Source organism: Thiocapsa marina 5811, assembly GCF_000223985.1.
GTDB lineage: Bacteria > Pseudomonadota > Gammaproteobacteria > Chromatiales > Chromatiaceae > Thiocapsa > Thiocapsa marina.
This window is the reverse complement of sequence record NZ_AFWV01000004.1, coordinates 279,886-299,404: the sequence shown is the minus strand read 5'-3', so window position 1 is coordinate 299,404 and position 19,519 is coordinate 279,886. Positions and strand designations below refer to the sequence as shown.

Here is a 19,519-nt window from a genome sequence, read left to right as displayed (position 1 = left end):
GTGCTTACAAGAGCGCTAGCGGTGGATCCACCCTCGACGGATCGGGCGCCCGCACACCCGGCCGGGCTGCGGCTCGTCAACGAGCAGCTCGGCACCGAGCCCTTGGTGGTCCACGCACATGGCCACCATCGCAACCACCCCCATTGGCCTCCGATCCGCGATGCCTTCTTCCGTTCGGCACCGGCAACGATCGGCCCGTCCGCGCGGGTCAGCGTCATCACCTGCAACAACGGCGCGCAGGCGATGGGGCTGCTCGAACGGGGGCTCGAGCATTTGGGCGTCCCCTATCGGGTCGGCGGACAAGGGATTCGCGATTGGGTCAACGCGCGCGACAAACCGCGGGCGATTTGCGCCTTGCTCGACACCATCGAGACCCCGTACGTCCTCTATGCCGACTCGCGCGACGCCCTGATCCTCGGCAACCCCGAGATCCTCGTGGATCGGTTCGAGGGCCACTTCGAGACCGATATCGTCTTCGGGGCGGATCGTCTGAGCTGGCCCCCGCTGCCGCGGTTCAAGCGTTTCGAGCGCGCGATGGCCGCCGGACAGCCGGGCGATTTCCATTACCTCAACGGGGGCACATGGATCGGTCGGACCGCGTTTTGTCGCGACCTCTTTGCCGCGGCTCTCGAGATTCCCCCCACCCCCGAGGCACCCGATTCCGAGCAGGGAATCCTGCGGACCCTCTGGATGGAGAGACCCTCGGAGATCGCCCTCGATTACCGTTGCCGGATGTTTCAAAACATCGGCTTCGTCGCTGCGCCGATCTTCCGAATCGAGACGGGTTCCACGACAGATGACGCACGATCAAGCTGAGATGAGATACGCTCGATGCACCCCGCTCCGGCGCCGACACCCCGGCCCGCTCCCGAGACCCCGCCGATGACCTCGTCCGCCGATCGACCTCTCGGTCACGCCGAGGATCAAGCCGCGGGTCACTCCGGCGGACGATCGTACGCCCGGCCGACCGACGAGGCGCCGAGCCGTTACGATTGGCGTGTCTTGGCCGACATGGTGCTGCGCCATCGCCGCGAGCTCATCCTCGCGAACCTCGTGGCCATCCTGGCCGCGCTCGCGGCGATTCCGATACCCTTGATCCTGTCGCTGATGGTCGACGAGGTCCTGCTCGACGACCCCGGGGCCATGGTCGCCTTCATCGACCACATCTCGCCCGCGAGCTGGCTAGGCCCCATGTGGTATCTGCTCGCGGCCTTAATCGCAACGCTTGTGCTGAGATTCGCGAACGTCGGACTGAGCATCGTCGAGACACGTCTCTTCGGCCGCATCGCCCAGGATGTCGTCTTCCGCATGCGCGGCGATCTGTTGCATCGGCTCGAACGCGTCTCGATGGCCGAGTACGAGACCCTCGCCGGGGGCACGGTAGCCTCTCATCTCGTAACGGACATGAACGCGATCGATGACCTGGTATCGTCCGCGGTCAGCCGCTTCCTGGTCGCCACACTCACGATCCTCGGCACCGCCGCCGTCCTGCTCTGGATGCATTGGCAGCTCGGGCTCTTCATCCTTCTGCTCAACCCCGTCGTCATCTACATTACGACCCGGTTCGGGCGTCGCGTAAAGGCGTTGAAACGGCAGGAAAACCGTGCTTTTCAGGGGTTTCAGGAGTCGATCTCCGAGACGCTCGACGCGATTCGGCAGATTCGCGCCAGCAATCGGGAAGGCTTCTACGTGGGGCGCAGCGTCGCGAGTGCGCGCCGGATTCGCGACACCTCGTTCGAGTACCGATGGAAGGCGGACGCCGCCAACCGGCTGTCGTTCCTGATCTTCATCGTCGGTTTCGATGTCTTCCGCGTGGCGGCCATGCTCATGGTGGTCTTCTCGGATCTGTCGATCGGTCAAATGCTGGCCGTCTTTGCGTATCTATGGTTCATGATGAACCCCCTGCAGACGATGCTCGACGTCCAGTACGACTATCACAGTGCTCAGGCCGCACTGGAGCGCATCAATCGATTGCTCGGGATGGGTCTGGAACCCAAGTATCCCCATCGGACAGACCCCTTTGTCGGCAAGGAGACGGTCGCAATCGATCTGAGTGACGTGCGCTTCGACTACGGCGGCGGAGAACCCGTGTTGAACGGGGTGACGTTGAGCATTGCGGCGGGCGAGAAGGTCGCGGTGGTCGGCGCGAGCGGCGCCGGCAAGACGACCCTGGTACAGGTGATCCTCGGGCTCTACCCGATCCGTCACGGCCGCATCCTCTTCGATGGGGTCCCGGTCGAGGACATCGGATTGGACGTCGTCAGAGACCATGTCGCCACGGTCCTGCAGGACCCGTCGCTCTTCAACGACAGCCTGCGCATGAACCTGACCCTCGGGCGCGACATCCCCGACGCGCGTCTCTGGCATGCACTCGAGATCGCCCAGCTCAAGGATGTGGTGGAAGGGTTAAGCGGAGGTCTCGATGCCGTACTCGGTCGGGACGGCGTGCGGCTGTCCGGGGGCCAACGCCAGCGCCTGGCGGTCGCGCGGATGGTGTTGGCCGATCCCAAGGTCGTGATTCTCGACGAGGCGACCTCGGCACTCGATACCGGAACGGAAGAGCGCCTGCATCGGGCCATGACCGGATTCCTGGCCGGTCGCACCACCATCATCATCGCCCACCGCTTGACCGCGGTGCTCCAAGCCGACCGCGTGGTCGTCATGGAGCAGGGACGTATCAGTCAGGAAGGGCGTCACGAGGATCTAATCGACGAGGTCGGGCACTACGCTACGCTCTACGGCGGTCAGCGCTGACGTTTCAACCTAGATCCTCAAAGCCGCCGCAGGAGCCGCGAGAAGGCGCGCATCGGGGCCGTCACCCGCCAGGAGCTAGAGCGTCGCAACGCTTCCACCTCATGTTCCAGCGCCTGGATCCGCGCGTCGACCCGAGACGCAGGGTCCCGATCCTCGCCGAGCGGATCCGACGATCCCCGCTGCGGCTGAGCATAAGGCACACCGGGTGATAGGCGATGTCGGCGCCTGACGCTTTTTCGATCGACAGGCAGCGGATCGGCGCTAGCCAGGATGCCTTTCAGAAAGTCCGTGTCGTCGGACGCGGCATCGTCGAACCGACACCCGTCGAGAAACAAGGCGCGCTCGAACAGGAGGCTCGCAAGCGGGTACACCTGCCCGGAATCGATCCGGGCTGGATCGGGATCCCCGCTCAGCTCCACTCGGCGCATCAGCCGTCCGTCGAGGAACTCCTCGAGTATCGCGCCGGACCGCGCCAAGTGCGCCTGCCCGTCGAGACAGAGCCACGTCATCAAGGACGCGACATGATCCGGGTCGAGCAGGGTCGCCTCGTCCAGGATGAGCAGATAGGTCCCGGTGGCCTGCGCCATCCCCGTATTCGCTGTCGCTCCGCGCGGCGTGCTCGGATCGCACTCGACCCATCGAACCGGAAAGCGTGCACCCCCTTCCGGGGGTTGCGGAAGTGATCGAGCCGCATCGGTGCGCTCCGCGAGAGCGACCACCTCCAGGTTCGGATAGGTCTGGTGAAACACCGAGTCGAGCGCCTCGCGTCCGTGTGCGCGGTCGGCACCCAGCAGGATCGCCGACACCAAAGGCGGCGCAACGGCCTCCGCTTGGCGTTGCGTGTAGTAGACCCCCGGGCGCACCGCCAGCGAGGGATCCAGCCGAAGCGCATCGCCCCGAACGATCCGATAGGCCTCCGCCGCGAGCACGGTGGCGGGCAGGGTGTAGGTTCGATAGACGTTCAGGGCACCGATGTGTCGTCCGTAGTCCTGCTGCGCCAACTGACTCGCAAAACAATCGACCGCCGCCTGTTTGCGCTGCACAAGGTCGGTGATGTCCAGCAAACGATTCGGGTGCAGGGGGACTCCGACCTCGTACATCACCAAGGCGATGTCGCCCTCGCTGCGCCGCACGGCCTCCGCGCCCGCCAAGGCGACCGCGTAGTGATCCGGGTGCATCTCCCACCAGGAGGGCACGTAGACCAGGTCGGCCTGCTGCTCGCGGATCGCATCCATCATCCGCTCGATCAGGGCCTCTCCGTAGGCGATCCCGCGATCCGGCATCCTCCAGCACAATGGCTCGCCATAGCCGAGGATCTCCGCGGCACACCGCGACTCCTGCTCGCGAACCCGTGCATATTCGCTCCCGGCACCGCTCGCCGCACCGCCGTCCGTGACGATCACGACCGCGAGCGGATCGCCGGCGGCGACGTGTCGCATGATCGCCCCCCCGCACCCGAGGACCTCGTCGTCCGGATGGGGCGCGAAGACCAATGCGCGCCCGGGCCCAAGCGACTGCTCGGCACGATAGGGAACGAAATGCTGCTCGACGAAGCTCATGACTGGCGTATCCCCGATGTTTCTCGGATGCCGCCTAATGGAAATCGGTGTCGCCGGACATCAACCACCAGCGGTCCCGAAGCCGCTCGGGCGCCGGTCCGTCGACCCAAACACTCGTCGGAATACTGATGTCCAGGTCCTTGACCTCGCCGTCCGGACCGCCGAGAGCCGCGACGTGCTGCTGTGTGATCCAACAGAAGACCGACGGCAGTCCCCAGAGCGCGGTCAACCGACGGGCCTGATCGACAAGGACCGGAAGATTGGAGCGAGGCGCGACGAGATCGACGAGCTCGACCGCATCCTTCCCCTTGCGCAGAACTAGAAGTCCGAGCGGGCGAACGGTCAGACGCGACGTCACCAGCAAGAGCTCGTAGTGGTTCAGCGGATGTTGGGCATAACGATAGGCGATGTAGGACCAATCCCGGATCGCGAGGATCCCGTCCTCGAAATCCCTGGCCATCGCCGACCAGAGGCGCTCCACGGCGCGGCGATCCCCGGCCTGTTCGGGATCGAGATGGCGCACGCGACTCGCGAGACGGGCGCGCGTGTCGCCGGCCGGCCAGCGCACCTCCATCAAGCGCCCGACCTCCGCATAGAGACCGAGTGTCTTGGCGAGACGCTCCGCACGTCGGCTCGGGAATCCGTACCCGAGCGGAATCTCCTGCAGTCCGAAAAAAATCTCGGCGAAGGTCGCCGCGGTGAGGAACATGGCGCCGGATTTGGTCATGATGCCGCGCTCGCCTGGATCGACCATGACATCGCAGATTTGAAGCGCGATGGTCGGCTCGGCGAAGAACCGAACCCGCCGACGCGTGCAGCCGTAGTGCGCGACCAAACGCCCGCCGGTCTCCGCGATGATGGCGTCGCCGCGTCCGTCCCCGTATTTCCAACGCCAGAGTGCGATATCGATGTCCTGATTGAAGGCGGTCTTGAAGAGACCGACGAACCGGGGAACATCGCTCTCATGCAAGACCCTGACGCGCCAACGAGGGTCTCGGTCGGCTCGCACGAACGACAGACATCCCGTCCGAGCCGAATCCCGACGCGACGTCCCCTGTGGCTCACTCTGGAACAGGAAACCGCAGCGTGCCCCGATCGCTTCCAGATAGCCGAGCCGGCGCGCGTAAGCAGGCGACTCCGGATCCTCGCCGGATTGCCGAGACAAGACGAGGGTCAGGCGGCCGCCGGGGGCAAGCCGCTCGCGCAAGCCGTTGAACAGCGCCAGCGGCGGATCGGAAAGCCGGTGTCCGATCAGAGCGACATCCGTAAGGCGAGGCGGGTCGGCCGACTCGCCGGAACGAATTGGATCGCCCTCCCCGGGACCAGCCGTCGTTTCCGACGGCCCGACCCGAGTCGAGCCGCATGCCGAGATGCGATAGCCGAGCGCCGTCAGAACGGATGCCGTCTCCGTCCGATCCGAACCCAGCAAAAGAACATCGCCGAGAGCGTCCTGCGGGAGCACCCCGACCGACCAGGTATCCATAGCCAACGGGATCTTATCGATCCACTAACGAGTAGGAGCTGCGGGCGCGCGATACCAATCACCTTTGGAAAACACCCAGCGGTCCGCGCGGGACCGCTTCAAAGGCTTCGCGATCTGGGGGGCCCTCACGACCGTGTCGAGCTCAAGCCGCGCCTCCTCGCCATCGATCTCGACCGTCGTGATCTTGTACTCGACCAGATCCCAGACATTCTTATCGGAACGCCGACGAAACGCATCCGCGGTCAGGGTTCCGTCCACCGAGCCAAGCTCGAGGGCATAGGCGGTGGCGAGATCGCGAATCCGAATCGCATCCCAATAGGCCGCGACCCGCTCGTCCAGACGCGCGCGATCGGGCTGCTCGCCCGACAACACGCTCGCGGGTGCGATCGGGACCAGGAGGGCCGCCATGAGAAGCAACAGTGTCTTGATATCCATTAAGAATTTCTCGTTTTCAAGGTGGAGATGCGCCGTCGATTCGCGCCTCCCCGCGATACCTCGCCCGAAGACCGCGTTTTGGCGAGGGGCACAGGCATCACTCTGATGTCTCGAAAAGACCGTTCGGGTAGGCCGTCTTGAGATCATCGACGAGCAGCTCGACCTTCGCCGACTTGGCAAGGGAAGCGACATAGGCCTGCCTGGCCTTCTCCTGTCCCTCGGCCTGGATACGCTGAACCACGCTGTCGCGGGCCTGCTCGAACGGCGTGATGACCGCCTCGCGCTCGTCGGTCAGCATGAGGATGTCGAATCCGACCGGAGACTCCAGCACCGCGGTATGCTGACCGACCTCGACGCCCTCGAGTGCGGACTCGAGCCATTCATGCCCGTCGCGCCAAACGAACCCGAGGTCGCCGTCGGTCCCCTTCGCGCGGGGGTTTTCGGTCAGCGAGGATGCCAGCTCCGCGAACGACTCGCCCGCCTCGAGCCGCTCCAGGACGGCCTCGGCACGTGCACGCACGGCCGCTTTCTCCTCCTCGCTCGCACCCTCCGGTACGCGAAGCTGGATCTGACTCAGCCTGACGGATGCAGGAATCCCGAAGAGATCCTTATTGTGCTCGTAGTACTCACGCAAGGCGTCCTCGTCCGGGGCCGGAGGCAAGGGGAACTTCGCCGCGGCAAGCTGGGCCAACGCGATCTTCTGCTCTTCGGGCGTCGAGGTCTCGGAGATCGAGCCCGCATCGAGCATCGCTTGGCGCACCAGCTCGACCTCCACCAGCGTGCGCAGGAGCTTGCCCTTGCCCTCGGGCGTCGTCGCCTCCTGGACGCGCCCGGGATTCTTGGTCAGGAACTGCATGAACTGCTCGACGGTAATCTCATGCTCACCCACGCGGGCCATCGCGACCGGGGCATCATCCCCCTCGGAGGCCCCGGCGACAGGCTCTGCATAGGCAAAACTCGACCCGATCAGCAGGCAAGCACAGAAGACGACCGTGTAAGACAGAAATCGCATAAGAACTCCGATAGCAAATTGATTAGGACAAGGTCGACGAGGCGGCCCGGAGCATTCGAGGCGACCTGCGGGCATCGCATGCTGTGGGCATCGGTTTGGGGCCTTCAGATGGCCTCAATCGATCGATATCCCGGCTGCGGTCATCGAGTCGAACGTCTCCCGGAGTGGTCCGTAAAATATCTGCCCGGACTCGGATCCGCCGGTACGTCCGAGCACCGCATCGAGCGCGCCGTCACCGTCCAGATCGACGAGCAGCATCCTACGGATGGCTCCAATCGACGCAAACGGCCGAACACGAGACTCGAGCGGCTCACCCGACCAACCTTGCGGAATTCGCAACAACGCCAGATGGGTCTCCGCGGATGCCAAGAGAACACCCGACCCGTCCTGATCTCGCCCGAAGGCAATCGAGCGGATCCCTTTGATACCTTTTGGATTCTCTTCGATCGACGGAAACGGGATCGACGCGGGCGTCAGTTGCCCGGCACCGTCGTTCAGGAGGACATGCACCTGAGCGCCCCGTGAAGGCGTCGCGACCTCGTCCGGCACCAACAGATCCGGGGCGCCGTTGCCGTCGACGTCTGCAATCGTGAGATGTCGAGGCATCCCGCCCGGCTCGAACGCCCAGAGGACCTCGGTCGCCGGCTCCTCGTCGCCGGCCGGAGCACGCACCACGTAGAGGCTATGCGACCTCGGCTCGGGGAAGAGGATCTCGTCGCTGCCGTCGCCGTCGAGGTCCGCGGCGGCGATCTGATGCACCTGCGACAGCTGAGAGGCCAAGGGAAGCCCATAGGCGAGGCCGCGCTCGGCCGTTGCAGGCTGGAAGTCCTTGATCAGCATGAGCCTGCTCTGTGCAAACGGTCCAACGGCGAGCCCGAGACCCGCGTCCGGCCAACGAAACAGCGCAGCGACACGAGGTGCCGGCGCATTCATCTGCGCGACCAGCCCCAACGCGCCGTCGGGTCCGGGCTCGAAGACACGCAGCGCATTCACCCCCTCCGCATTCATGAGATAGAGACGCGGATCATCCCCGGGCAGGCGCATGAGGTCGCCGGGATGGAACCCGACCTCCTCGACCTTGGGGCCGGGCACGAAGACGCGCGGGGTCGTCTGAAGGAAGACCTGGGTGTAACTCGAGTGATGCGATGTGAAGGCCAGATCAAGCAACCCATTTCCGTCGATATCGTCGGCAAGGGCGTCGAAGACGATCGCATTGAAGGGAAGCCGTTGTGCCGGGGACTCGGCTGCCGTCTCGGGAGACGGTGGCTCGGAATCGCAGCCGACGAGCGCGCCGATCACCAGCAGGATGACCGGGAACGAGAGATGGTGGTTTGATGGACGCGAGAGAGACATGGGCCTATGGATCCGTGCGATCGCTGGCCCGCTATGATACCACCTGGAGAATCGACGGGGGACTCGGTGAAGGGATTCGTCGTCGAAGCAGCTGATGGCCGAGAACCCGGCGACGGTGTGTCCGATCGGGCTCTGCCGGGATGCGCTCGCGATGGCGCGCGCGCCCGAGTGCCCGGAAAGCCTGACCCCCAAACGCAAAAAAGACGGTGCGCATCGCTGCGCACCGTCTCTTCAAGGCGAAAGCAACGGCTTACTTGTAGGTGCCGCGCTCTTGACCCAGCGAGGTGGTGAACCTCAGGTTATCGACCGCGTCCCAGTCCATCAGGATGCTGAAGGCCACACCGGCGGACTCAGGCTCGTCGATGTTGGTGTCGATGTACTCAGGGATGTAATAGGTCACGAAACCGATCTCGTCCCCCGAGAGCTGGGTCGGCAGGCAGTATTCGTTGCTCGGGATGCCGAACGGATTGGCGGTGGTAGCGGCGAACGCCTCAGGAATCCAGATCACGTTCAGCTCGTAGGGAAGATCAACGGAGCCGGAGCAGGAGAACTCGTCGCTGTCGAAGACGTCGACGCCGAGGCCGCGGCCATCGTCATCCAGATTCACGTCGAGCCAAACGACATGGACGCTCGGGAAGTTACGATCGGACAGCGCCAGGTTGAACACGGTGGTGTCGTTCAGGATGCCGTCGGACCGGTTGGTGCGCATGCCGCTGATGAGCGGGGAGACCGCGCGCGGGATGCCGGCCGAGTTGTACTTGACGTTGTCGGCCTTGGAAACCGGGCTGTCGAACGCGCCGTCGACACCGTCGCTCATCGGCAGGACCGGGATCTGGGCCAAGGTGCCAACGCGATCTGCGGTGTCGTCGCTGTAAAGCTCGAACCAAGCCTCGCCGAACATGGCGAAGTCGGCTGCGGCGCCGGTGCGGGCGATCTCGGTGCCGATGACCATGTAGCCTTCCTGACCGGCGAAGGAGCCACCCGAGGCCTGGAGCCAGTCGATGACGACGACGTCATCGGCCGTCACCGGAACCATACGGTTCAGGCGATGGACGCTCTCCTTGTCGAACCAATACCAATGGATGGCGTTTCCGGGCACCAGATCGGCATCGACCGGGAAAAGGGTCGGGCCCGGATTGGTCGGGGTGGTATTGGGAGCGGTGAAGTCGTTCGGGATGCTGTCGAAACCGACCGTACCCGGGATTGTCACCTGGATGATGGTGTTGGATCCACCGGCGACATCGCCGCCGTGAGCGACGAGCGGGATCAGCAGGGCTTCGCCGGCAGGACCGGGGATAACGGCATAGGACGGCACGCTGACCGCTGCCAAGCCTGCAGACACACCGGCCGCGATAGCCAGCTTTTTAAAGTTTGAGCTCATAACTTGCCTCTCTTCCATTGTCAAGTTCACATGTGATGACCGACTGACCGCGCCGACCCCAATTGTTTGGCCCCCTGGCGGTCGATCGAGGAGTTCCACACAGTTGCGGTAATACCTCTTCGCGGTGCATGCAAAGTATGCCGCATCGTTGCCGAAAGTCAACCTCAAGCGGGCCTTTTTTGTTGTACCCGTGCATCTGTCACATTTTCACCGCCCCGCGGTGTGGCGGACACACGTCGGACGGAGCACAGGGCGCACGGGGGTAATCGTCGGCAAAATGACACACCGAGCCGGCGGATTTCACCGCGTTGCGACCCAGGATAGACCTGCGTGGCGCGAACCCTGCGAACCCCGGCACGGGGCGATGAGTGTCGCCGTCACGCCGTCTCGGTCGGTCGTCCAGGACGCTTGCCAGCCTCGATCGACGGCCAGCCCTCGAAAGCGGGCAGCCGTCGCACCCGCACCGGCGTCGGAGCGCATTCTCTCGCCACGCGGTATAGCGGCCTGGCCCGAAACCGGCAGGGCAGGCCAGAAGACACGCAAAACACCGCCGGGCTCGAGAATCCTACGACATTCGGCCAACCACCGCTCCTGCGGGAGCGCCGCAAGGCGATCGGGACGAACGAGAAGGACCTCGGAGAAGAGGCCCTCGGACCAAGGCCAAGGCATCACAAACAAATCGTGTGCGCTCTCGATCGGAAAGTCAACCGCCGAAGAGGCGTGATGCAGAAATGCGACACGGGGGTGCTCGCCCGTCTCGAGCTGAAGGCGTGATCCCGCGACCGATCCCGCGACGGCAGCCATGAACCCCGGGGCCCGCTGCGCCCAATAGGCGAGGCACTCGCGGCCACGCGCGTACCAGTCCGGCAGCGTATGCAGTCCGGTGTCGTCACCATGCAGCAACCACAGGGTGTCGGCGGATCTCGGCACGGATCCGAACCACTGCGCGACGCGCGCAACGCCTCGACTCGCGAGATAACCGCTGAACAGGATATCGTCGTGGTAGCGGAAGGCCTCGAGCGCGTCGAGATGCGCCCGGATGTCGCTTTCGAAGAAGCGTCTGCGATACAGCACCCCCCGATAACCTTCCAACACCTGGACCGGCTGCAACATCCCGGCGAACGGCTCCTGCTCGTTCCAGTGCCGAATCCGGGGTCCGTCCGCTCGCTCCTCGCAGCTCCAGCCCGTGAACCCGATCGCATGCTCGGGCAGCAACATCGAGGCCGCCACCAGCTTCTCGATCAGCTCGGGCGGATACTCGATATCGTCGTCGACCGGAATCAGCAGGGTCTCGGGATCGGCCTCCACCTCCAGCGTCGGCAGGAGCTTCATCGCCGGCCCGAGATCGGGACCGGCGCGCACCACGACCCCGGGGAAGCTCGGAAGCGCTGCCGCCGACCCGAATCGCTCCTCGGGCAGCCACAGATGGATGGCATCGGGGGGGCGGGTCTGGCGAATAATCGACGCAACGGCTCGGCTCAGCATCGCCTCCCGGCCGGGGATGGTCGTGAGCGAGACGACGACGCGCATAATGATCCTTGCTAAACGTCCGGTGTGTCGCGGGTTGCTTCGAGACCGAGGCCCGGAGGGCTCGGAAACCGATAGGATACACAACAAACCCGATCCAGATCCAACCCCCGGCGGGGAGAGCGGCCTCCTCGACCGCGACCGAGTCGTAGAATCGTCCGCACCGGATCAAGTGAGCTCGGTGCCTGACGCAGGTACACCACGCAGGCATCATTCGGACAAACTGCGGTGACGACGACGCTCGGAACCCGCCGCCGAACCCGAGCATTGCGCCGGCGATGTTCTCGAGGGGATGTTCTCGGAACAGTGAACAAACGGCGTCAAACCCCGCTAGTCTGGCCCTGATCGGGCATCAGCATCTGCGGGCCCAGTCCGGCGGCAAGGCGCTCGTGCATCCGCACGTAGAGTGCTTCGAGGTGTCGCGCAAAACCCGCGGGGTCGAAATAGGGCGCGGTCTTTCGGGCGATCGCAAGGCGCTGCCGAACGCCGGCCAAGGCCATCGGGTGCGTCGCCAGGCGCAGCGCCTCCGCCTCGTAGTCGTCCAGGCTCGAGGTGATCAGCTCGGGAAGCCCAGCTGCACCCAGCAGGCTTGCGGCAACCCGCGACGCGAAGGTGTCGCCGACGCAGGTCAGCACGGGCACCCCCATCCAGAGCGCATCCGATGCCGTGGTGTGTGCGTTGTAGGGCAGTGTATCGAGCATCAGATCCGCCAAGGCCAATCGGGCCAGATGTTCCTGCTGCGGGACTCGCGGCGCGAGCACCAAACGCCGCGGATCGATCCCGCGGCGCTCGGCCTCCTGCTTCAGGTTATCGATCACCGCGTCCTGGGACGCGAACAACCACAGCAAGGATCCGGGCACCGCATGCAGCAAACGGCACCAGCGCTCGAACACCTCGGGCGTGATCTTGCGCGGGTTGTTGAAACAGCAGAACACGAAGCCCTCCTCGGGCAGACCCGCAGCGGCGCGGCCGGGTGTCTCCGCAACCTTGCGGCGGGGATCGACCGGGGCATAGGCATCCGGCAGATAGGCCAGCGCCTCGTCGTAGCTCGAGGCCTGCTCGGGCGGGATCACCACAGGATCGGCAATCAAGTAGTCCATGAAGGACACGGCCATCGTCCCGGGATAACCCAGCCAGTTGACCTGAATCGGTGCCGGCCGCAAGGCGAGGATCTCGGTGCGCGCCCCGCGGGTATATCCTTTCAGATCGACGAGGATGTCGATCTCGTCGTCCCTGATCCGCGTCGCGGCCTGCGTATGGCCGAGCTCGCGGATATCGACGAAGTGCTCGAAGGCATCGAGCAAGCGGCGGCGCGTCGCACTTTGATCATCCGGCCCGTAGGAATAGGCGAAGACCTCGAAGCGCGCGCGATCGTGCGCCTCGAAGACGGAGGCCGTGAGATAGGCCGTTGCATGCTCGTGCAGGTCCGACGACAGATAACCGATGCGCAGACGCCGCGGGGACGGGGCGACGGACGAGCGCGCCGAAAGTGCGGACGCAGCGAGGGCATCGAAGCGCCGCGCCTCGGCCCGCGTCAACCGCCGCAGGTCCGAGGCGGTCAAGCCGGGGAGAAAGAGCGCGGCAAACGCCGAGATGGGCGGCGGGGACGGACCCCGCAGCTGCTCGAGCAGACGCCCGAGACGCTCTTCGGACCCCCGCCAGTCGCAGAGATAGCGCTGGTTGACGACGAGCGCGGGCAGCAGCCCTGCGGGACGCTCGCCGAAGCGCGCGAGGCTCTGCTCGAGCACCGCGACGGCCTTCGCGCGATCCCTGATCTCCCCGTACCAACCGGCGAGGGTCAAGAAATGCTGAGGCGAGGCGGCGCCCGCCTCGATCGCGTCCGTGAGGTGTTTGATGGCCGATCGCGGATCGCCTTGCGCGGCCCGCAGCGATGCAAGCGTGATCAAAAGCTCGGTCTTGCGCGCGCCGCCCGATGCCCCGGCCTGTTTGATCAACTCCGCGGCCTCGTCGACCCGGCGATCGACCAACAAGGCCGAAGCCAAGGCGAGCCGGGCACCGGCGTGGTTGGGGTTCGCGCGGAGGATCGCCTCGTAATGCTCGCGCGCCTCGCCGAGCCGCCCGGTCAGGTGGGAAACCTTGCCGAGCTGCAGGCGGACGTCGTGACGCCCCGGATGCGAGCGAATCAGATCGCGATAGATCGCCTCCGCCTCGGCATAGCGCTCGCACTCGCAGAGCACGGACGCGAGGTTGATCGCGGGCTCGGCGAAGTCCGGCTTCAACCGGATGGATTCGCGATAGGCATCCATTGCATCCTGCAGCCGACCCAGCGCACTGAGACAACACCCCCGGTTGTAATGCGCAACCGGATGACGTGGCTCGAGACGGATCGCGGCCGCGTAGCAGGCCTCGGCCGCCGCCGGATCACCGCGCGAAAGGAGCAGATTGCCGAGATTGATCCGCGCCGGGAGATGATCCGGGGCGGCGACCGTGCACTGTCGCAGCCATTGCTCGGCCGCCTCTTTCGAACCCCGGCGGGCGGCGATGAGCCCCATGAGATAGAGCGCTTCCGGGGCCTTCGGTGCCCGCTTGAGGACCTTGCGAAGTGCACGCTCGGCCTCGTCGAGCCGCCCGGCCCCGTAATGCTCGCGCGCCTGGATAAAGCGCCTTCGCACATCGTCACGCGGCGGCTGGGGCGCCATCAGGCTTTTGGATACACGCGATTTCATTCAGTGAACCTAGATTACGTCTTCCGCGCTATTATGGCGCCGCATTCGAAATGTGACCAACCGACGCCGCAAACCCAAACCCTCGACGCCGACCGGAGTCCCGGAGAGCCTTGCATGCCGCGCCGGCCTCGGATCCACCGGGTTTCGGTCGATCGACAAGACTGATGCACGCGACATCGACAATCAGAGAAGATCCGATGAGCTACCACTCGCAACACGGACAAGATCAGTTCATCCACGAGCGTTTCTTCCAGAACCACAGATCCGGGACTTTCATCGAGTTCGGCGCACTCGACGGGGTCATCGACAGCAATACCCTGTTTTTCGAGCGCGAGCTTGGCTGGAACGGGATCCTGATCGAGCCGAATCCAGTCGCCTTCGCACGGCTCGTCAAGAATCGCCCCAATGCGATTAAGGAGAACGTCGCCCTCTCCGACTGTCACGGGCGGATGCCGTTCGTTCAGATCATCGGCGGGTTTCTCGGCTGGTCCGGCATCGCCGCGGACATCGAGCCACAGCATCGCGAAAGGATTCAAGGTCATCTCCCGCAGGAATCCGTGCACGAGATCGAGGTCGAGGTGCGTGACTTGGCGTGGCTGCTCGATCGCCATCCGCTCGATCAGGTCGATTTCATGAGCATCGATACCGAGGGGACCGAGGCGAAGATCATGCGCGCCTTCCCCTGGGAGCGCGTTCGGGTCTCGGTATTCTGTATCGAGAACAACTTCGACAACTACGCGATCGACGACCTGATGAACGACCGCGGTTACGCGAAGGTCGCGCGACTCGGAACGGACGACATCTTTTGTCTGCATGAGCTTGCGCAGGCCTGAAGGCCGGGTCGTGCCCTGTGTGCCTCGGCGCATCAGGTTACGCTAAGCCAGGATCCCCGAAGCCCGGTATGCAGCGAGCCAGTCGCCGCGTTCGCGCTCCCGCGTGAATTCGGAAAGAACACGCGCACGCGCACGCTCGGCGAGACATCTGCCGAGCTCCGGATCATCGAGAAGCCGGGCGATGGCCTGCGCGAGGCCGTCGGGATCGCCGGGCTCGACCAGCAGCGCCTCGCGCTCGTGGGTGACCAGCTCCGGTATACCGCCCGCGGTGGTCGTGATCAGCGGGACCCCTGCGAGCATCGCCTCGAGCACCTTGAACGGCGAGGTGTCCGCATAGGAGGGCGCGACGATCAAATCGCAGGCGCGGCAGGCGGCCAGCATCCGCGCGTGCGGGATTCGGCCCATCCGCCAAACCCGAGCCTGCTCGGGAAGGGCCTCGATCCGACGATTGAAATAGGCCGCCTCGGTTGCTCGAATCGGGCCGCCGAGCGCGAGTGTCAGCGGACGTTGCGTCACCAGCCTCCCGTAGGCACGCAACAAGACGTCGAGACCGACAACACGACGAAACTCGCCGAAACATCCGATGACCGGGTCATCGCCCCGGCGTTCCACGACGGCCTCGGGATCGAAATCCGCCTCGGCGACATGATTGCGGATGATCCGGGTCGGCGCCGCTGGCCGCAGCAGGCGCTCGACGATGCGCTGTGCCTTCTCGGACTTGCAGGTCACCAACACGGCCTGCGCCGCCGACGCTTTGAGATGGGGAAAGGCGGCACCGAAGATGCGACGCTCGAGGTCCTGGCCGCAAAAGGTCAAGACCAAGGGTTTGTCGATGAGTGCCGAGACATAGGCCCCGATGAAGGCCAGCTCGCCGTATCCGCCGTAGACATGGATGGCATCGAGGCGCTCGCGCCGAGCGATGCCCAGGGCCTGCTCGGCCCATGAGCGGATGCGCAGCTCCTTGTTGAGCATCTGGTCGCCGAGCTCGGGGACGAGGATGCGCTCGATGTTGAAGTCCGCCGCGAAGACGACATAGGCCGGACCGCGATCGGGACGTTCCCGGACCTCGACCCTGCCGGCCCAGTCCTCCTCGGCGCCCGACATCGCGAAACGGATCGGGACCATCTCGAGGGAGTCGCTCAAGAGCTCCGATAGATGACCGGAAGACACCGTCGTGCCGCCGAAATCTCCGAATTCCCCGAGCAAGCCGACGCGCGGCTTTTTCAGCATGACGCAGGAAAACGCGCCGGTGTAGCGACTCTCATAGCGGCTCCCCAGAGTTTCTCTATTGCAGGACGCGACACGCGGGATCGCTATGCGGCTATCCCGCGCGAGCGCGATGAACCTAGCACTCGCCGCGAATCAGTGTCAACGAAGGGTGCCGCGGCCTGACCATACCTCGCTCCTTAGGCCGACGACCCAACGTTGCAGGGCGCTAGAGCAATCAACGGAGGCTCGTGACATCACCGACGGCTCGTGACATCACCGACGGCTCGTGACATCACCGACGGCTCGTGACATCCGCTCCGCGGTGTCACGCATGCCCCGTGGCGCTCTGCGCCACGTGCCACGATGGCCGAAATAACCAACCAGCTTCCCGGCCAGTTGGCGTGCGTCATCAGAGGCCGCCGCCCCGACTCAAGCGCAAAGCCTTCTGCGGGCGAGGTCAGCCGCTGCCCGAGCGGTTGATCCCAAAAAGCATCTCCTCTCTCGGAAATCGCCGACGTGCAGCACACCCGCGTTCCCTGGCCGGGAGCCCGTACCGACATCGGTGCAGATGCGGCGATGTCGAGCTCGGCAACGCCGCCGGGGACAGCTCCACCGCGCTTGTCCCGCGGCGACACGGTCGTTACGATAACGATGCACCCGGTTCCGGGCCTTAAAGCCGGCCACCCGGAAATCGGCCACCCAGCCAAATTCGGATCGGCCCCTCCTTTCGCCCAAGGAACCTTGCCCAATGGAACGACGCTCGCACGTCCTGATGGGATCGACGCTGATCGCGGTCGGACTCGTCGCCGGAGCCGCCCAGCTTATCCCCGGAATCACACCTTCGCTCGACCTCGCCGACCGCTGGCCGCTCGTCATCGTCGCCCTCGGGATTGTCTCGCTGGGGATCGGACTCCTCTCCGCACGCCGCATCGCGACACCGGGCATCCTGCTTGTCGGCACGGGCTTGATCCTGCTCTATCAAAACAGCACCGGGGATTGGGGGAGCTGGTCTTATCTCTGGGCGCTGTATCCGATTCTCGCTGGACTAGGCATCCTCTTCACCGACGCACTGCGCGGGGATCTTCGGCGTGGGCTGCGCAGGGGCGCACGCCCGATCACGCTCGGAGCAATCCTGTTCCTGATCGCATGGGGCGTGCTCAAAGGGTTCGACTCTTTCGAGCAGCTCTGGCCGCTGCCCATCATCGCGATTGGTGCCTGGATTATTTGGAAGGGCCGGCAAGAGACGGATGCCGCAAAGGGATAGTTCGATCGGCGACGTGTCTTGGACGCGCCGGCTAAGCTGCGCGGATCCATCCGCAACACCCGCCCTGCGATTGCGGAGCGGATACTGATGCCTCGCATCCTCGCCGACCTCGCCGGGCTCGGCGTTTCCAGGGCAACGATCACCCGTTTAACGGTCTTGACGCTCCTGTTTGCCGTCTCGGAGGGCGTCGGGCTCGGGATGCTGGTCCCGATAGCCGCCTACGCGAGCGGAATGGGCCGCGACGCGAGCGCAACCGGCATCATGAAGGATCTCGAGGCGCTCTTGAGCGGATTCCTCGGCACCTCGGATGCGGATCTGATCCTCGCCGGATTGCTCTTGATGGCCGCCGTGCCGTTTGGCCTGCGCGTCTGGCTCTTCTACCGCCGCGAGATCCATCTGGCAGCCCTCAAGGAAGAGATCAGCCGCGCTGTCCGCCGCCGGCTCATCACGGCACTGATGCAGGCCGACCTCGGATTTCTGGGCAACCGCTCGCAAGGCGAGCTGCAGGCGTTGGTCACCGTCGAAGCCGATCGTGCGGTGGAGGCCGTCGCGGGCAAGGTGGCCTTCCTGACGGCGAGCGCACTGAGCATCACCTATTCCGTCCTGCTCGTGGCCGTATCGCCGCAGCTCGCGCTCTACGCCGCCCCCGTCTTCGCGCTGACAGGCCTGCTCCTGCGACATCACGGCCGAAAGGCCGACCGCACGAGTCGTCGACTCAGCGAGCAGAACACGGCGCTCGGCGAGCAACTAAGCGACGGGATCTTTGGGATCGAGCGCATCAAGCTCCGTGCACGTGAGGCCGAAGCGATCGCGGAGCTGACCGGGGTGACCGATCGCATCGCGCGCAACATGAAACAGGGCGATCGGCTCCGCGCCTTGATTCAGGTGCGCACCGAGCCGCTCTTGGTCATGTCGGTCTTCGTGATTGTCTATCTCGCGATCGCAAAGGTCGGCATGGGCTTTGCGGCACTCGGGATCTTCTTGCTGGTGATCACGAGATTGGTGCCCCAAACGCTCGCCATGTCTCAACAGTGGGCGCAGATGCGGGTCTACAACGGGAGCCTCGAGCGTCTGCGCACCTTCCTAGGCGACGCGGGCGCGCATCGGGAAGCGGCTTGCGGAGACCGGCGCTTCAAGGATCTGCACGCAGCGATTCGGCTCGACGCGGTCGGATTTCGGTACTCGAGCCGCGACACGCGCGGGGCGGCGCTCGCAGGCCTGTCGTTGGCGATCCCGGCCCGTCGCACCACGGCCGTCGTCGGGCGCTCCGGGGCCGGCAAGACGACATTGATCCGCCTGTTGACGGGTTGCTATCGTCCAACCGAAGGGGGCATTTTTTTCGACGACGTCCCTTTGCAGGACATCGACCGCACGACGCTGCGCCGCCGAATCGGTGTCGTGGCGCAAAAACCCTTCTTTTTCGGCACCTCGCTACGGGAGAATCTGACCTTCGGCATCGACCCCTCGCCCTCGGACGGCCGAATCCACGAGGCCCTGCGTCTGTGTCACTGTGAGGACTTCGTCGCAGGCCTTCCCGACGGATTGGAGACCGACGTGGGCTCCCACGGCGCTCGCTTCTCGGAGGGTCAACGCCAGCGTCTGGCGATCGCTCACGCCCTGCTGATCGACCCGACACTGTTGATCATGGACGAGCCGACCGCGGCACTGGACTCGGAATCGGAGCGTGCCATTCAGACCACGCTGGCCGCGCTCTCCGGACGCATCACGGTGATCGTGATCGCGCATCGTCTCTCGACCATCCAGCACGCCGACACCATTCTGGTCATGGATCAGGGCCGCCTGCTTGCCCAAGGCACCCACACGGCATTGCTGCGCGACTCCTCGCTCTACCGAACGCTCTTTGACCAAAACAGTTCCTAGGCGATTTCCGGAGAATCGTGTCCCCGACGCGCTGTGGGTCGGACTTGAGTCCGACCCGTGGGTATAGCCATCCTGCGGCGCTCTTCTCGGGCTGAAGCCCGACCCACGGCGGGGCGGTTTCGCGGAAATCGGGCTAACCCT

At 64.9% G+C, this 19,519-nt stretch carries 14 protein-coding genes; 5 read left to right on the top strand and 9 right to left on the bottom strand.

Features of this window, described 5'->3' with window-relative positions:
• Positions 1–21: 21 nt before the first annotated feature.
• Complete coding sequence (locus THIMADRAFT_RS07580; protein WP_040730172.1) at positions 22–816, top strand: glycosyltransferase domain-containing protein; 795 nt, start codon at positions 22–24, stop codon at positions 814–816.
• A 66-nt stretch (positions 817–882) separates the two neighbouring features.
• A complete protein-coding gene (locus THIMADRAFT_RS07575; RefSeq protein WP_199484221.1) occupies positions 883–2,754 on the top strand; it encodes an ABC transporter ATP-binding protein in 1,872 nt (623 codons plus the stop codon).
• Positions 2,755–2,771: 17 nt separating this feature from the next.
• Here THIMADRAFT_RS07575 and THIMADRAFT_RS07570 read toward each other — a convergent pair whose 3' ends face one another.
• The 8 genes from THIMADRAFT_RS07570 to THIMADRAFT_RS07535 form a co-directional block, all read right to left on the bottom strand.
• Positions 2,772–4,313 (bottom strand): PIG-L family deacetylase, encoded by a 1,542-nt coding sequence (locus tag THIMADRAFT_RS07570; protein ID WP_007192409.1) that lies wholly within the window; start codon positions 4,311–4,313, stop codon positions 2,772–2,774.
• Positions 4,314–4,347: 34 nt separating this feature from the next.
• Positions 4,348–5,796 (bottom strand): GNAT family N-acetyltransferase, encoded by a 1,449-nt coding sequence (locus THIMADRAFT_RS07565; RefSeq protein ID WP_007192408.1) that lies wholly within the window; start codon positions 5,794–5,796, stop codon positions 4,348–4,350.
• Positions 5,797–5,820: 24 nt separating this feature from the next.
• On the bottom strand, positions 5,821–6,231 hold the full coding sequence (locus THIMADRAFT_RS07560) for a hypothetical protein (RefSeq protein ID WP_007192407.1): 411 nt from the start codon (positions 6,229–6,231) through the stop codon (positions 5,821–5,823).
• 97 nt (positions 6,232–6,328) lie between these two features.
• A complete protein-coding gene (locus THIMADRAFT_RS07555; RefSeq protein WP_007192406.1) occupies positions 6,329–7,243 on the bottom strand; it encodes a peptidylprolyl isomerase in 915 nt (304 codons plus the stop codon).
• A gap of 114 nt (positions 7,244–7,357) precedes the next feature.
• Complete coding sequence (locus tag THIMADRAFT_RS07550; protein WP_007192405.1) at positions 7,358–8,596, bottom strand: FG-GAP repeat domain-containing protein; 1,239 nt, start codon at positions 8,594–8,596, stop codon at positions 7,358–7,360.
• Between the two features lie 250 nt (positions 8,597–8,846).
• Positions 8,847–9,977, bottom strand: a complete 1,131-nt coding sequence (locus tag THIMADRAFT_RS07545; RefSeq protein WP_007192404.1) for a hypothetical protein — start codon at positions 9,975–9,977, stop codon at positions 8,847–8,849.
• 300 nt (positions 9,978–10,277) lie between these two features.
• On the bottom strand, positions 10,278–11,507 hold the full coding sequence (locus tag THIMADRAFT_RS07540) for a glycosyltransferase family A protein (protein WP_007192403.1): 1,230 nt from the start codon (positions 11,505–11,507) through the stop codon (positions 10,278–10,280).
• A 317-nt stretch (positions 11,508–11,824) separates the two neighbouring features.
• The gene (locus THIMADRAFT_RS07535; RefSeq protein ID WP_007192402.1) at positions 11,825–14,191 is read right to left on the bottom strand and encodes an O-linked N-acetylglucosamine transferase family protein; all 2,367 of its coding nucleotides are present in this window, start codon (positions 14,189–14,191) and stop codon (positions 11,825–11,827) included.
• Between the two features lie 197 nt (positions 14,192–14,388).
• Here THIMADRAFT_RS07535 and THIMADRAFT_RS07530 point away from each other — a divergent pair, with 197 nt between their 5' ends.
• Positions 14,389–15,024, top strand: a complete 636-nt coding sequence (locus tag THIMADRAFT_RS07530) for an FkbM family methyltransferase (protein WP_007192401.1) — start codon at positions 14,389–14,391, stop codon at positions 15,022–15,024.
• A 42-nt stretch (positions 15,025–15,066) separates the two neighbouring features.
• Here the strand turns inward: THIMADRAFT_RS07530 and THIMADRAFT_RS24530 are convergent, their stop codons facing one another.
• Entirely contained in the window at positions 15,067–16,254 is a 1,188-nt protein-coding gene (locus tag THIMADRAFT_RS24530) for a glycosyltransferase (RefSeq protein WP_007192400.1), read from the bottom strand.
• A gap of 727 nt (positions 16,255–16,981) precedes the next feature.
• On the opposite strand from THIMADRAFT_RS24530, the gene THIMADRAFT_RS07520 reads away from it, so the two are divergent.
• The gene (locus THIMADRAFT_RS07520) at positions 16,982–17,497 is read left to right on the top strand and encodes a LiaF transmembrane domain-containing protein (protein ID WP_007192399.1); all 516 of its coding nucleotides are present in this window, start codon (positions 16,982–16,984) and stop codon (positions 17,495–17,497) included.
• A gap of 87 nt (positions 17,498–17,584) precedes the next feature.
• Positions 17,585–19,378, top strand: coding sequence for an ABC transporter ATP-binding protein (locus tag THIMADRAFT_RS24525; RefSeq protein ID WP_007192398.1), 1,794 nt, complete (start codon positions 17,585–17,587; stop codon positions 19,376–19,378).
• The last annotated feature ends 141 nt before the right edge of the window (positions 19,379–19,519 follow it).

What these genes read in the sequence shown, in the direction of transcription:
- THIMADRAFT_RS07575 (WP_199484221.1), top strand. Translation starts at nt 883, where the DNA reads ATGACCTCGTCCGCCGATCGACCTCTCGGTCACGCCGAGGATCAAGCC.
- THIMADRAFT_RS07570 (WP_007192409.1), bottom strand. Translation starts at nt 4,313, where the DNA reads ATGAGCTTCGTCGAGCAGCATTTCGTTCCCTATCGTGCCGAGCAGTCG.
- THIMADRAFT_RS07565 (WP_007192408.1), bottom strand. Translation starts at nt 5,796, where the DNA reads ATGGATACCTGGTCGGTCGGGGTGCTCCCGCAGGACGCTCTCGGCGAT.
- THIMADRAFT_RS07560 (WP_007192407.1), bottom strand. Translation starts at nt 6,231, where the DNA reads ATGGATATCAAGACACTGTTGCTTCTCATGGCGGCCCTCCTGGTCCCG.
- THIMADRAFT_RS07555 (WP_007192406.1), bottom strand. Translation starts at nt 7,243, where the DNA reads ATGCGATTTCTGTCTTACACGGTCGTCTTCTGTGCTTGCCTGCTGATC.
- THIMADRAFT_RS07550 (WP_007192405.1), bottom strand. Translation starts at nt 8,596, where the DNA reads ATGTCTCTCTCGCGTCCATCAAACCACCATCTCTCGTTCCCGGTCATC.
- THIMADRAFT_RS07545 (WP_007192404.1), bottom strand. Translation starts at nt 9,977, where the DNA reads ATGAGCTCAAACTTTAAAAAGCTGGCTATCGCGGCCGGTGTGTCTGCA.
- THIMADRAFT_RS07540 (WP_007192403.1), bottom strand. Translation starts at nt 11,507, where the DNA reads ATGCGCGTCGTCGTCTCGCTCACGACCATCCCCGGCCGGGAGGCGATG.
- THIMADRAFT_RS07535 (WP_007192402.1), bottom strand. Translation starts at nt 14,191, where the DNA reads ATGAAATCGCGTGTATCCAAAAGCCTGATGGCGCCCCAGCCGCCGCGT.
- THIMADRAFT_RS07530 (WP_007192401.1), top strand. Translation starts at nt 14,389, where the DNA reads ATGAGCTACCACTCGCAACACGGACAAGATCAGTTCATCCACGAGCGT.
- THIMADRAFT_RS24530 (WP_007192400.1), bottom strand. Translation starts at nt 16,254, where the DNA reads ATGCTGAAAAAGCCGCGCGTCGGCTTGCTCGGGGAATTCGGAGATTTC.
- THIMADRAFT_RS07520 (WP_007192399.1), top strand. Translation starts at nt 16,982, where the DNA reads ATGGAACGACGCTCGCACGTCCTGATGGGATCGACGCTGATCGCGGTC.
- THIMADRAFT_RS24525 (WP_007192398.1), top strand. Translation starts at nt 17,585, where the DNA reads ATGCCTCGCATCCTCGCCGACCTCGCCGGGCTCGGCGTTTCCAGGGCA.